Annotated in this window: 11 protein-coding genes; 8 read left to right on the plus strand and 3 right to left on the minus strand. The window is 45.1% G+C overall.

Features of this window, described 5'->3' with window-relative positions:
- Nucleotides 1-55: 55 nt before the first annotated feature.
- The 3 genes from MHI30_RS07695 to MHI30_RS07705 all read left to right on the plus strand — a co-directional run bounded on the left by MHI30_RS07695 (nucleotide 56) and on the right by MHI30_RS07705 (nucleotide 4,069).
- On the plus strand, nucleotides 56-2,026 hold the full coding sequence (locus tag MHI30_RS07695; protein WP_075753101.1) for a methyl-accepting chemotaxis protein: 1,971 nt from the start codon (nucleotides 56-58) through the stop codon (nucleotides 2,024-2,026).
- Nucleotides 2,027-2,397: 371 nt separating this feature from the next.
- Nucleotides 2,398-3,183 (plus strand): SDR family oxidoreductase, encoded by a 786-nt coding sequence (locus tag MHI30_RS07700; protein WP_075753100.1) that lies wholly within the window; start codon nucleotides 2,398-2,400, stop codon nucleotides 3,181-3,183.
- Nucleotides 3,184-3,196: 13 nt separating this feature from the next.
- Nucleotides 3,197-4,069 carry an NAD(P)-dependent oxidoreductase gene (locus tag MHI30_RS07705; protein WP_142238610.1) on the plus strand — a complete coding sequence of 291 codons (873 nt, stop codon included), beginning with the start codon at nucleotides 3,197-3,199 and terminating at the stop codon, nucleotides 4,067-4,069.
- Nucleotides 4,070-4,113: 44 nt separating this feature from the next.
- Here MHI30_RS07705 and MHI30_RS07710 read toward each other — a convergent pair whose 3' ends face one another.
- Nucleotides 4,114-4,860 (minus strand): CAP domain-containing protein, encoded by a 747-nt coding sequence (locus tag MHI30_RS07710; RefSeq protein WP_075753097.1) that lies wholly within the window; start codon nucleotides 4,858-4,860, stop codon nucleotides 4,114-4,116.
- Nucleotides 4,861-5,205: 345 nt separating this feature from the next.
- Between MHI30_RS07710 and MHI30_RS07715 the strand changes: the two genes are divergently transcribed.
- On the plus strand, nucleotides 5,206-7,314 hold the full coding sequence (locus tag MHI30_RS07715) for a penicillin-binding protein 2 (RefSeq protein WP_075753095.1): 2,109 nt from the start codon (nucleotides 5,206-5,208) through the stop codon (nucleotides 7,312-7,314).
- 160 nt (nucleotides 7,315-7,474) lie between these two features.
- The gene (locus MHI30_RS07720) at nucleotides 7,475-9,283 is read left to right on the plus strand and encodes a PAS domain-containing protein (RefSeq protein ID WP_075753093.1); all 1,809 of its coding nucleotides are present in this window, start codon (nucleotides 7,475-7,477) and stop codon (nucleotides 9,281-9,283) included.
- 30 nt (nucleotides 9,284-9,313) lie between these two features.
- On the opposite strand, the gene MHI30_RS07725 is transcribed toward MHI30_RS07720, so the two are convergent.
- Both MHI30_RS07725 and MHI30_RS07730 read right to left on the minus strand, forming a co-directional pair.
- Nucleotides 9,314-10,483, minus strand: coding sequence for an aminotransferase A (locus tag MHI30_RS07725; protein ID WP_075753091.1), 1,170 nt, complete (start codon nucleotides 10,481-10,483; stop codon nucleotides 9,314-9,316).
- 191 nt (nucleotides 10,484-10,674) lie between these two features.
- Nucleotides 10,675-10,833, minus strand: coding sequence for a hypothetical protein (locus tag MHI30_RS07730; RefSeq protein WP_165583461.1), 159 nt, complete (start codon nucleotides 10,831-10,833; stop codon nucleotides 10,675-10,677).
- 171 nt (nucleotides 10,834-11,004) lie between these two features.
- Between MHI30_RS07730 and MHI30_RS07735 the strand changes: the two genes are divergently transcribed.
- The 3 genes from MHI30_RS07735 (at nucleotide 11,005) to MHI30_RS07745 (ending at nucleotide 13,936) form a co-directional block, all read left to right on the plus strand.
- Nucleotides 11,005-11,529 (plus strand): RDD family protein, encoded by a 525-nt coding sequence (locus tag MHI30_RS07735; RefSeq protein ID WP_075753089.1) that lies wholly within the window; start codon nucleotides 11,005-11,007, stop codon nucleotides 11,527-11,529.
- Between the two features lie 96 nt (nucleotides 11,530-11,625).
- Complete coding sequence (locus MHI30_RS07740; protein ID WP_075753087.1) at nucleotides 11,626-12,945, plus strand: MFS transporter; 1,320 nt, start codon at nucleotides 11,626-11,628, stop codon at nucleotides 12,943-12,945.
- Between the two features lie 73 nt (nucleotides 12,946-13,018).
- Entirely contained in the window at nucleotides 13,019-13,936 is a 918-nt protein-coding gene (locus MHI30_RS07745; RefSeq protein ID WP_075753085.1) for a chemotaxis protein, read from the plus strand.
- The last annotated feature ends 25 nt before the right edge of the window (nucleotides 13,937-13,961 follow it).

Here is a 13,961-nt window from a genome sequence, read left to right on the forward strand (position 1 = left end):
GCGAAATTTTGGCCGATAAAAAGAATATGAAGGTGCATGTAAAGGAGGGTTTCATTTGTTTAAAAAACTGCATGTCAAAATTGCCGGATTTGTTGCCATCCTGCTGATTTTGACGGTTATCGTCCTACAGTTTTCCACAACACATTTGTTGAAATCGATGCTTGAAGATGAAGCAAAAGAATCGACTTCAAGTCTGCTTAACTCGATCAAAGGTAATATCGAGCTTCAATTAGAAAACTATGAAATCGCTTTAAATCGTATGAGCGACAGCCAAATGGCGCAGTCATTTTTAGAAGATGATCAAAATAAATCATTGGGCAGACTGATCAACGACGAATTAAAGCAAATCAAGGATAAAAACGAGTTTGTCACCAATGCGTATATAGCGACCTCAAAAAAAGATATATGGATATACCCGAAAGCCGAATTTGATAAAGGTTTTGACCCGACGACACGGCCATGGTACACATCGGCTGCCAAAACGCCTGATCAAGTGATTTGGACAGAGCCGTATCAAGATGTCGTGTCTGGAGAGATGATGGTCGCGGCGGCTAAAGCAGTCGTTGTCGACAATAAAGTATTAGGCGTCATCAGCTTTGATATTTCACTGAATTCATTAAACAAAATCATCGACAATCAAAAGATGCCATATGACGGCTACGCATTTATTATGGACCAAAACGGGACAATGCTCGCCCACCCGTCAAAACAAGGTGACGATATATCGAAAGACAAAATATATCGGGACATCCCGTCATCCAAAGACGGAATCAAAGTAGGCAAAGATACGGTGATCGCTTATCAAACCGTTGGCGGTACGGGCTGGAAAGTCGGTACGCAATTCGACACGGCGAAGCTGATGTGGGTCGCACAGGAAATGAACAAAATGGTCATCATCGTTTCAATCATTGCTTTGGCAGCGGCGATCATTTTAAGCTATTTCCTTGCCAAAACGATCACAGGCCCGATTAAGCAGCTGATTGCCAAAACAAAGGCAGTCGCGGGCGGTGATTTGACTGTCCAGACAACCGCTGCCTCAAAAGACGAAATCGGCATATTAACAAAAGACTTCAACAAGATGGTCGAAAACATGAAAGAAATGATTGTGCAAGTCGGAACCTCGTCCGGAAAAGTATCGAAAACGACCGATCAATTAAGCGCTGTTTCAGAAGAAACAGTTTCTGCGAGCGATGAGATCGCCAAAGCGATCGAAGAAGTGGCGACAGGCGCGACAGAACAAGCGGCAGAGGTCGAAAATGTAAATGAACAATCCGAACGGCTGTCTGTCAAAATTAAAGAAATTGAACATCATGCCGACAGCATCAAGAAGCTTTCGAGAACATCAGAAGATGCAAGCTATACAGGAATCGATGCCCTCGGGCAGCTGCTTGCAAAATCAAATGAAGCCAACTCGGAGACGAAGAAAGTGGAACATATGCTTTTACAGCTTGAAGAAAAAACGAAAAACATCGAAGACGTTGTTACAGCCATCTCGGCGATCTCTGATCAAACAAACCTTCTTGCTCTGAACGCCAGCATTGAAGCAGCCCGTGCCGGCGAAAGCGGACGCGGTTTTGCGGTAGTTGCAGAAGAGGTGAGAAAGCTGGCCGAACAATCAGCGGTTTCTTCACAGCATATCAGCGAAACGGTCAAGCAGATTCAGCTGGAAACGAAAGAAGCTGTTTCAGCGATGACGGAAGCAAGCAAGATGAATGAAGAGCAAAATGGTATGATTCACGAGACAGGAGAAGCGCTCAGCAAAATTACTGCAGAAATGCAGGCGCTCGTCAACTCAATTGACCACATTTACTCTGAAATCTCTGATATGAGCGGAGAACAGCAAAAAATGTCCGATTCGATCCAAAGCATTTCAGCTATTTCCCAGCAGTCAGCAGCGGCTGCGGAAGAGGTCAGTGCTTCGACAAACGAGCAGCTGACAGCGCTGGAAAGCATCGCCAAATCGGCTGAAGCGCTGAGTGAGGCCAACCAAGAATTATTAAATGCGATCAATAAGTTTAATGTGTAATAAAGAAGTCCCTCTTGTTGAAAGAGGGACTTTCAGCGTGTCGACAAACCCTCGCATTCGTTGTCAGGCCTGCGCGTCGGTGCTCACGAATAGGAGAAGGATCGGCGGCTAACCGTCCAGGCGTCCTGCCTGAACGCCGCCGTCATCACATCCTGTGAAAGTCCGCTCCGATGCTCGGCCTTCCTAGACTGCAAGGGTTTTCAATCACGCTGAAAGGATGACAAAATCCCAAAACTAAGAGCTGTTTTGGGATTTTGTCAACAATCTGGAAGTCCCTCTTGTTGAAAGAGGGACTTCCCCTTTTTCAACGCTCACAATCCCAATTTTCAGAATATACGTGTTACACTATAAGTATGAAGGGAGTGATGAGTGTGGACTTAAAGATGAATGGCAAAACAGCGCTTGTGGCAGCAAGCAGCAAAGGACTCGGCAATGCGATCGCAAAAGCCCTTGCGAATGAAGGTGCAAATGTCATGTTGTCCGGGAGACACGAAGCAGACTTGAAAAAAGCTGCGGAAGAGCTGGGCGGACTCGGAAGCGGATCTATCTCATATCAAGTATGCGATCTTGCAGACGCCGACGGGATCAAAGCGCTCGTTCAAAAGACCGCTGACACATTTGGAACGATCGATATGCTCGTCAACAATGTCGGAGGACCGAAGGGAGGCAGCCTGCTGGATTTGACAGACGCTGACTGGACTTCGTCATTTGAATTACATCTGCTCAGCTATGTCCGTTTAATCCGCGAAGCTTTTCCATATCTAAAAAAGGATGGAGGCCGCATTGTTAATATCGCTTCTTCATCAGTCAAGCAACCGATTCCGGGGCTGCTGCTTTCCAACACGTTTCGAATGGGAATCGTCGGTCTGACAAAATCCATTGCTGAAGAGTTGGCCGATCACCGCATTTTGATCAACACGCTCGCACCTGGGAGAATCGCGACAGATCGCGTGGCAGAGCTTGACCGGCTCAAAGCCGAGAAAACAGGCCTTTCCGAGCAGCAGGTGAAGGAAAGCTATGAGAAAGAGATTCCGCTCGGCTCCTACGGAAAACCTGACGACTTTGCACAGTATGCAAGCTTTCTTTTATCAGAATGCAATACATATATGACTGGACAGACACTGCTGATAGACGGCGGAATGGTAAAAGCAATTTAAGGGGGATGACATCATGAAAAAAACGATCGGATTTATCGGACTCGGTGTAATGGGAAACAGCATGGCCTCGCATATTTTGGCTGCAGGCTATCCCGTCAGCGCCTATACGAGAACAAAACAGAAAGCGGACAGCCTCGTGGAAAAAGGGGCGGAATGGAAATCATCCGTCAAAGCACTGGCGCAGTCGTCTGATGTGATCATCACAATGGTCGGCTACCCAAAAGACGTTGAAGAAGTTTACTTTGGAAGCGAAGGCATTATTGAAAATGCCAAAACAGGTTCTTACCTCATCGATATGACGACTTCCAAGCCTTCTCTCGCCAAACAAATCGAGGCTGCTGCAAAAGAGAGAGGACTTTACGCTTTAGATGCTCCGGTTTCAGGCGGGGACGTCGGCGCGAAAAACGGCACGCTCGCCATCATGGTCGGAGGAGAACGGAAAGCCTTTGATGAATGTTACCCGATCTTTTCGATCATGGGTGAAAACATCCAATATCAGGGACCGGCCGGAAGCGGCCAGCATACGAAAATGTGCAACCAGATTGCGATTGCTGCAGGTATGATCGGCGTCGCGGAAGCGATGGCCTACGCCAAAAAATCCGGACTCGATCCCGACAATGTGTTAAAAAGCATTACGACCGGCGCTGCGGGAAGCTGGTCCCTCTCAAATCTCGCGCCTAGAATGCTGAAAGGCGACTTTGAACCGGGCTTTTACGTCAAACACTTTGTTAAAGACATGGGCATCGCGCTTGAAGAAGCGGAGTTGATGGACGAGAAAATGCCGGGGCTCGAGCTTGCTAAAAGCCTTTACGACACCCTTGTGGAAAAAGGCGAAGAAAACAGCGGCACCCAAAGTCTGTACAAGCTTTGGACAGAATACAAATAACGAAAAAAACCACTTGCTCAATGCAAGTGGTTTTTTGCTGGTTCTTATTTTCCGATGAACTGCTGAGTCCAGTAGTTGCCGTCTTTCACATATCCAACACCGATATGTGTGAAGTTAGGGTTCATAATGTTTTTTCTGTGGCCTTCACTGTTCATCCAAGCTTTGACAACTTCCTGAGGCGTTTTTTGGCCTTTCGCGATGTTTTCTCCGGCAGTGCGGTATGTGATGCCGAATTTCTTCATCATGTCAAATGGAGAACCGTAAGTCGGGCTGTTGTGATCAAAATAATTGTTATCTTTCATATCTTGAGATTTCGTGCGGGCAACCTTGCTCAGTTTCTCATCCAAAGTAAGAGGTTTTAGCCCTTGTTTCTTTCTTTCCGCATTTGTCAGCTCAACAACTTCTTTTTCATACGCGCTTACAGAAGAAGATGAAGGCGCTGTATTTTGCTTTTGCTGTGAAGTCTGCTCTTTTGAAGCTTCCTGTTTTTGAGTCTGCGTGCTTTCAGGCTTCGAAGCTTTAGGTGCAGAAGTCTTCGGTGCAGAAGCTTTAGGCTGTTGAGTGGCTTGTTTCATATAAGAATGAAGCAGGGACTGAATTTTTTCTTGGTCAGCTTTAGAAAGCTGGTTCATGTTTTGGATATTCAGTTTGCCTGCGAGATCAGTTACATTTATGGAATGAACGGTTTTGACTTGTACTTGCTGCTGCTCTTTAGCGTCAGCGTGTTGAACGCCGCTGAATGTGAAGAGCGTTGCTGCAGCTGCTGCTGATAAAAGAAAAGCTTTTTTCATAAACAGTAATCCTCCTAAATGTTGTAGTTGTTGTTTCGTACAGTAAAATCATAACATGGCTTTTTTGAAATAATAGATCCATATATTCCCTTTGACAAGGTATTATTGTTAATTTTGACATAAAAAAAGAAAAACCCTTTGCTGCCAATATGCAACCAGATCGCTCTTTTACGCGTCTTGTCATAAACGTGGTAAAATTTAAATATGTTAGTTAAATTTTAATATAAAAAGAGATTGACAGCTTTTTTAAAAACTTTAGATTGTAACAACCATTACAAAAGTGTTACAATATATCTCAGTTAATTAATGTAAAAATTGAATATTGTGAGAGGAGAGAGAGTTTCAGTGACAGAATCTCAACATGATCCGGCTGAAATCAAAAAGAGCAGGCGTTCGCGTTTATGGCGGATCAACCTGTACTTCTTTGCGGTGTTCACTTTGTTCGCTGCGCTGATTGTCAAGCTGGGCCTCGTGCAAATCGTCAATGGAGAGGCGTATGAGCAGGAAGCTTCGAAAACCGAGGCGAAAATTGCGTCATACCCGGCACCGCGGGGTAAAATGTATGACAGATACGGGCGGGTGGTTGTCGACAACCAAAGCGTTCCCGCGATCACATATACGATGATGACAAGCACAAAAACGGAGGAAAAAATCAGCACAGCCAAAAAACTCGCAGAATTGATCGATATCGATACATCATTTCTGAAAGAAAGAGATTTGAAAGATTACTGGCTTGCCAGACACCCGAAAAAAGCTGCTGCACTTCTGAAAGACGGCGAGAAAACCCTCAAGTCTGATGAAACATACAAGCTGCAGGTGGACCGCGTTCCGGCGGAAGAAATCAAAGTGCTGGAAAAGGACAAAGACGAGCTTAAAGTCGCCGCGATTTTCAGAAGATTTTCAGGCGGCTATGCGTATGAGCCGCAAATCGTCAAAGCGATGAGCCCGAAAACCGCGGGGAAAAACGATGCGCAGCTCCTTGATGAGAAGGCTTCAAAACAGATGCCGGCCAACGATTTGACGTATGAGGAAGTCTCACGCGTTTCTGAGCATCTTGAAGAGCTTCCCGGCGTTGACGTCATCATGGACTGGACCCGCAAATATCCTTATGAAAAAACGCTCTACTCCATTTTCGGAGGCGTCACAACGCCTGAGCAAGGGCTTATCAAGGACCGGGAAGACTTTTACCTGACAAGGGGATATGCCCGGAATGACAGAGTGGGAAAAAGCTATCTCGAGTATCAATATGAAGAATATTTAAATCCGAAAAAAGCGAAAGTGCAATATACAGAAAACCGCTCAGGCAAGGTTATCAGCCAGGAAACGGTTGATGAAGGAAGACGCGGCTACGATCTGCAGCTGACGTTCGACATGGAGCTCCAAAAGAAAGTCGAAGAAGCTATCGAAGAGGAGCTTAATAAATTCCGCGGCTCAAACTACATGCTGGACAGAGCGTTCGTCGTCATGATGGACCCGAATAACGGAGACATTCTGTCCATGGCCGGAAAGCGGATCGTCGACGGCAAAATCACCGACTATTCAATCGGCGCGTTTACGACCCAGTACGAAATGGGATCGGCCGTCAAAGGCGCGACCGTGCTGGCCGGCTATCAGGACGGCATGCCGCATGGGCAGAGTTATTTAGACCAAGAGCTGAGCTTCGCAGGGGGAGTTAAAAAAGGTTCCTACAGAGGAAACACTATCGGCTGGGCTAATGAAGTTAGAGCGCTGGAAAAAAGTTCAAACGTTTATATGTTTTATGTGGCAATGAGAATGGCAGGAATTACGTATGTACCGAACGGCCCGCTTCCGGCGAACCTAGAGGACTTAAAGAAAATGAGGTATTACTTCAATCAATTTGGGCTTGGGGTGAAAACAGGGATTGATCTGCCTCAGGAGTCAGCCGGGATGCAGACGAACCCAAAAATAGTCGGGGGTCTTCTTCTCGATGAAGCAATCGGCCAGTTTGACACGTACACGCCTTTGCAGCTCGCCCAATATGTTTCAACGATTGCCAACGGCGGATATAGGTTGCAGCCGAGAGTCGTGAAAAGCATTCACCAGCCTGAAAGCGAAAAACTCGGTCCGGTCATTGAAGAGCGCTCTGCCAATGTTCTGAATCGTATCAACAATTCTCAAAGCGACATCGCCATCGTCAAGCAAGGATTTAAAAGAGTAACCCAGACGGGAACTGCAGCCGGCGCATTCGGTTCGCTTGACGTATCAGGCAAAACCGGAACGGCACAGACGCAATACTACGGTACAAACCGAAACTGGTGGGGGACTAAGACTTACAATATTACCTTTGCCGGCTATTACCCGTCGGAAAATCCGCAGATTGCCTTCAGTGTTGTCGTCCCGAATGTTGACGACAAAACGAAGATGAACAAAAACATCGCCGCCAAAATCGTCAAAGCCTATGTCGATCTGCAAAAAGAATACAGCAAGGATTAGACAAAAAAGAACACGGATTTTTTCCGGGTTCTTTTTTTGTTATCAAAATTTGACGAATGCTAGAAGTTTTGAAGGAGATTTCTCGTATTTTAGCGAATCCTTTTAAGCAAAATAGTTTTAATGAATGCTGGTCATGAATAGGGTATAAAGGAGGGATATGATGGAACAAAAAACAAAACGTTTTGAGCAATATAAGCCACATATGAATTTACAGGCAGTCCTGTCAGCTAACGGCCGTTTTATATACATATCTGCAAATTGCAAAGAGCTCTTAAGCTACGAGCAGAATGAACTGATCGGTACGTATTTGAAGGACTATTTACACGAAGACGATCTTTTTCTGGTAGAAAGCTATTTTTACAATGAGCATCATTTGCTGCCTTGCACCTTCAGATTTGTGAAAAAAGACTACACGATGATCTGGATCGAAGCGTCGATCGATTTCGTGACGACCCATGTTGGAGAAAAAGAACGCGAGATTGTACTCAAAATGAAAGTGTTTGAAGACCGTCCCTCTAAGAAAAGCAGCTCCATAAAAGAGGAAGATGAACCGGAAGAAGCTGCCAGGCTGCCGGCAAAAGAGGAATTCGAAGCCATGGTAGAAGGCTTGCCAAACCCTCTGTGCATCAGCGTTCAAGGGGAAATAGTCTACGTCAATGACGCCATGGTCAACCTGCTCGGAGCCGAGCACAAACGGCAAATTATCGGAAAGTATTCCTACGATTTTATCGAGAAAGAGTACCATGACATCGTCAAAAACCGTATCAAGCGGATGCAGCAGGGACTTGATGTCGGAATGATCGAGCAAACGTGGCATAAGCTCGACGGCACGCAGATTCACCTCGAAGTCAAGGCGGCGCCGACCATTTATCAAAACCAGAAAGCGGAGCTGCTCCTGCTCATTGACATTTCATCAAGGAAGAAATTTCAGACCATTTTGCAAAAAAGCAGGGAGCGCTATCAGCTCTTGATACAAAACTCAATCGATACGATAGCCGTTATTCATAAAGGTAGATGGGTCTTTATGAATGAATCAGGCATTCGTCTGTTTGAAGCAAAAACGTATGAGGATTTAATCGGCAAAGATATTTACGAACATCTGCACCCATGTGATCACGAAGATGTCAAAACGAGGCTGAAACGGATCACAGACCGAAAATCCGAATCTGAAATCATAAAGCAGACGTGGTATACATTTGAAAAAAGGCTCATCTATACAGAAATGGTTTGCATCCCTACGACATTTTTCGGGGAAACGGCCGTTCAGGTGATTTTAAGGGATATTTCTGAACGCAAGCAGACAGAAGAGCTGATGGTCCGTTCGGAAAAACTGTCGATCGCCGGACAGCTTGCAGCCGGGATCGCCCACGAAATCCGCAATCCGCTCACCGCGATCAAAGGGTTTTTACAGCTGATGAAGCCCACGATGGAAGAAAATGAACATTATTTTAATATTATCTTTTCCGAATTAAGCAGAATCGAACTGATCTTGAGCGAGCTTCTCATGCTGGCAAAGCCGCAGCAAAACGCATTGAAAGAAAAGCTAGATCTGATCAGGCTGATCCGCGAAGTGACGGCCCTTTTAGAAACGCAGGCCAACTTAAACGGCATTTTGATCAATACGATCCTCCCAGACAAAATCTATATTAAAGGGGATCAAAATCAATTAAAGCAAGTGTTTATCAACCTGATCAAAAACGCCGTCGAATCCATGCCGAACGGCGGTACGGTCCATTTGACCGTCAGAGACACCGATGATTCGGTCATCGTCGAGGTGGAGGACGAAGGAGAAGGGATACCTGAACATGTCATGAAGCGAATCGGCGAGCCGTTTTTGACGACGAAGGAAAAAGGAACAGGCCTCGGTTTGATGGTCACCTTCAATATCATCGAAAATCACAACGGAACAATCGAAGTCGACAGCAAAGCAGAAAAAGGCACGACATTTAAGATTTCATTTCCAAAATAAAATAAAAAACAACGGCGTAAAAGCCGTTGTTTACGTAGTCTGTATCGACTGCCTCTTATTGAAAACAAAGGACTCCAGCCGGTCAAGACCTTCCCTTAGCGTATCAGGAGAATATGCGTAAGAGATCCTCACATAGCCTTCCCCGTACTCAGAAAACGAGCTGCCCGGCACGATCGCAAGCCCCTCTTCCTCAAGAAGCGACATGCAGAAATCAAAGGAAGACATTCCAAACGATTTGATGGACGGGAAAATGTAGAATGCTCCCGACGGTTTAATCACATCAAGGCCCATAGTCACAAGTCTGTCGTACACGTAGTCAAGCCGTTTTTTATATTGCTCGCGCATGATCAGCGCGTCATCAAACCCGTTGGTGACGGCTTCCAGAGCCGCTTTTTGAGAGATCGATGAAGCGCATGATACGTTGTATTGATGGACTTTTAAAATATGTTTGGCGATTTCTTTCGGCGCGAACAAAAACCCGATTCTCCAGCCTGTCATGCTGTGGGATTTGGAAAGTCCGCCGATGACGATTGTCTGGTCCCTTAGCACAGACGCGATGGAGTGGTGCGGTCTGTCAAAAGTGAGTTCGCTGTATATTTCATCCGAGAGCACAAAGACGTTCCGGCCTTTTAAAAGGGAGGCGATGTCCTTCAGTTCTTCTTCGGACAGCGTCATTCCCGTCGGATTTGACGGATAAGGAAGAACAACACATTTTGTCTTCGGCGTCAGCGCTTCCTCGATCAATTTTGCTGTCAGCTTAAAGCCGTGAGACGTGGTGTCAATGATCAATGGAGACGCTCCGCACATTTTGATGATCGGCTCGTATCCGGGGTATACCGGCCCCGGAAGAATGACTTCATCGCCAGGTGATAAAATCGTGCGGAATGCCGAATCGATGGCCTGGCTGGCTCCGGTCGTCACAATGATCTCGCTTTCCGCTTCATAATTTAAATCGGCTTTTTTCTTCATATAAAGCTGTACAGCCTGCCTCAGTTCGGGATATCCGGCGTTGTGAGTGTAAGATGTTTGATTCTCATCTATCGCTTTTTTGGCGGCCTGTTTGACATGGTGGGGGGTGAAGAAATCAGGCTGGCCGATTGTTAAAGAGACTACGTTTTCGTACTGGGATACAAGGTTTGAGAACTTGCGGATCCCTGAGATTTCGATTTCTTTTACATTTGGATTAAGCAAATGTTCCATTTAGCATCACCTTAAAAATGTTATGGTTTATCTTATTTTACCATCATCAGACCAATTGTCATCTTTTAATCAATCAATTTTATAAAAACTCGTAACAAGTATATGCAAAACAATGCAAGGTATGCGGACATGCGGATGGCGGGAGGTAGAAAAATAAGACAATCAAACGATTGTCTTACGTTATATTTCGTTTAGTAGCCGTAATCGAAGTCAACATCTTCTTTCCACGAAATATATATTTGTTCTTCACTGTCTGAAGCATCCTTGAGCATTTCTGTGTAAACGGCCCGGCTGACCCCTTCTAAAATGGTCATTTCATGATTTTTAATCGTTACAATTGTACCCATCATAAACACCTTTCCTGAAAAATCCTTGACCATTGTAACATGATAAATGTCAAAGTCAATGAAAAACTTGTGAGCCGTACATTAATTTAACTTTAAAAAAACGTGATACGTATTGATAATATTCAGCGAATCTTAGTAGTATATAGAAGTCAAGATGTTAGGAGGAAAAGCACATTGGAATTGGAATTAGACAAACACGAAACTGCTCCTGAAAGGAGCGAGTATGCCGGAATCGGCGCGCGTTTTGTAGCTTCCCTGCTCGACAATTTGATTCTCGGGATTCCCGCATATATTTTCACGTACGTTTTAACAGCGGCGTTGATGTTGGGAAATTCGGATATCATGCTCATGATGGAGACTGATCCCGAGTATTTGAGCGATCAGGAAATCTTTACGTTTATCATCAGCATGTTTAAAACCATAGCGATCGTTGGAAGTATTACTTTTATTGTTTATTTTCTTTATTACACGCTGATGGAATCATCCAAATGGCAAGGGACGCTCGGCAAGAAAATCATGAACGTTCAGGTGGCGAAAGCAGAAGGCGGAAGAATCTCTTTCGGCCGTGCGGCCGGAAGGTTTCTGGCCAAAAGCTTTCTTTCTCCGATTTTGTTGATCGGCTACATTATGGCCTTTTTCACAGAAAGGCGCCAGGCGCTTCATGATATGTTGGCAGGAACCATTGTCGTAAAAAAATAACGGGCAAAAGACAGCACGCTTTCAGCATGAATGCGTGCTGTCTTGTTCAGGAAAATGTTTCACGGCAGGAATAAAAATAAGGAGGCATCAATCCAGATGGATACTCAGCCGGAACGTGAACAAGCTGTAAAGCGGGCGCAAAGAACGGGAATCAAGCTCTTTTTGACGCTGCCGATTCTATCTTGGGCGTTATACGATTTTGCAAACACGATTTTTTCATCAAACATTGTGACGATCTTTTTTCCTTTTTATTTGCAGGAGGCAGTCGGCGAAAACGCCAGCATGAATCAGGTGGCTAGCACTTTTATCTCCTATTCGAACGCAGCCGCAAGCTTTCTGCTCGTCATTTTCACACCTTTATTCGGGGTGCTGATCGACCGGACGGGCAGAAAGAAAAAATACATCGGTCTGTTTACGATGATTTGTGTTTTGTGCACCATCTTAATGGGGGTTTTTGCGGGCGCTTCGTTTCAGAAGGACATATACGGGCTTCCGTTATCGTTGATCCTTGTCGTCATCATGTTTGTGACCGCAAAGTTTTTCTATCATTCAAGCTTGGTGTTCTATGATACGATTTTGGCTGATTTGGGTACAAAAGAAGAAATTCCTCTCTTATCAGGATTCGGGATTGCGATCGGATATATCGGCACTTTGGCCGGCTTAACGGTTTACCTTCTGGTCGGCAACCAGGATTTTCACCGCGCTTTCATCCCGTCGGCTCTCTTGTTTTTGCTTTTTTCACTTCCGTATTTGCTTTTCACGAAAGAGAAAAGAAAACCGGAACCGAAAGTAAAGAAATCGTTTTTCAGCGGATACAGGGAAATCGTACAGACGTTCAAGGACATTCGCCTGTACAAACCGGTCTTCTTGTTCATGATCGCCTACTTTTTCCTGAATGACGCGCTTGCTACAGCAGTGGCCATGATGGCTGTTTATTCAAAAACGGTCATCGGTTTTACGACCGGACAATTTGTATTGCTTTACCTTGTTTCAACGGTCTCAAGCATCATCGGTTCATTTCTGCTCGGCTTTGTGACAAAAAAGATCGGTGCCAAACATGCGGTCAGCCTTGTCGCCGCCATTATGATCACCGCGTTGACGATCGGAGCATGCACAACGTCAACGGTCTTGTTTTGGATTGCGGGAAGCTTGTTCGGCATCTCGCTTGGAGGCACATGGGTCGCATCAAGGACACTGATTATCGAACTGACGCCCGAGCATAAAAGAGGCGAATTTTTCGGATTGTTTGCTTTGTCGGGGAAAATCTCTTCCATTTTCGGTCCGGTCCTCTACGGATCGATTACTTTGCTGTTCAGGGATCTCGGGAACATGGCCAGCAGAATGGCTTTCGGATCTTTAGTGTTATTAGCAGCGATCGGCCTGATCATTCATCAAAATGTTAAGGCAAAAGCTTGAGCCGGAGCATCAACTTTTAACAAAAGACGCCGATATAAAAAGTAAACACAAAGTAGGATAGAGAGGGATATCAGTGTCTTCAAACCAACAGGAAATTTTATTAAGTTCGGGAACCAATGAATTAGAAATTGTGAAGTTCGAAGTTGGTCTCAACATTTTCGGCATAAATGTCATGAAAGTCAGAGAAATCATTCAGCCGGTTGACATTACGAAAGTGCCTCATTCGCACAAGCATATGGAGGGCATGATCACATTGCGCGGGGAAATTCTTCCCGTCATTGATTTATTCTCTTTCTTCGGCGTCGAGCACGGTGAGGATGAGCATCAAGAAAAATACATTGTGACGGAATTCAACAAGCGGAAAATCGTCTTTCACACAGGATCGGTTTCGCAGATTCACCGGGTGTCTTGGGAAGAAATCGAGAAGCCGACCGCTTTAAATCAAGGAATGGACCGTCACCTTACCGGCATCATTAAGCTCGACGGCACAATGATTTTCCTGCCTGATTACGAAAAAATCATTTTTGATCTTGAATCTGAGTCAGGTACGGACCCTTATCAAATGAAAGATGAAAAATTTGATCAGAGACGGACTGACAAAAAGCTGATGATTGTCGAAGACTCTCCGCTCCTCTTGCGGCTTTTGGTGGAAAAGCTGAATGAAGCGGGGTATAACAACATCGTATCTTTTGAAAACGGAAAAGAGGCTTACGAACATGCGCTTCAATTGATGGAAGACGGCACAGCTCTTCACGAAAAAGTCGATCTCATGATCACGGATATTGAAATGCCGCAGATGGATGGACACCGGCTCACAAAGCTGTTAAAAGATAACCCGCTGAGTTCGGAGCTGCCGATCTTGATTTTCTCTTCTTTGATTACAGACGATCTTCGCCATAAAGGGGAACAAGTCGGAGCTGACGAACAAATCAGCAAGCCAGAGCTCAACGAACTGATCGAAAAGCTTGATAAATATATTTTCAAGGAATAAAAAAAGCCTCTTTTCGAGGCTTTTT

Source organism: Bacillus sp. FSL L8-0528 (genome assembly GCF_038593085.1).
Classification (GTDB): Bacteria; Bacillota; Bacilli; order Bacillales; family Bacillaceae; genus Bacillus; species Bacillus paralicheniformis.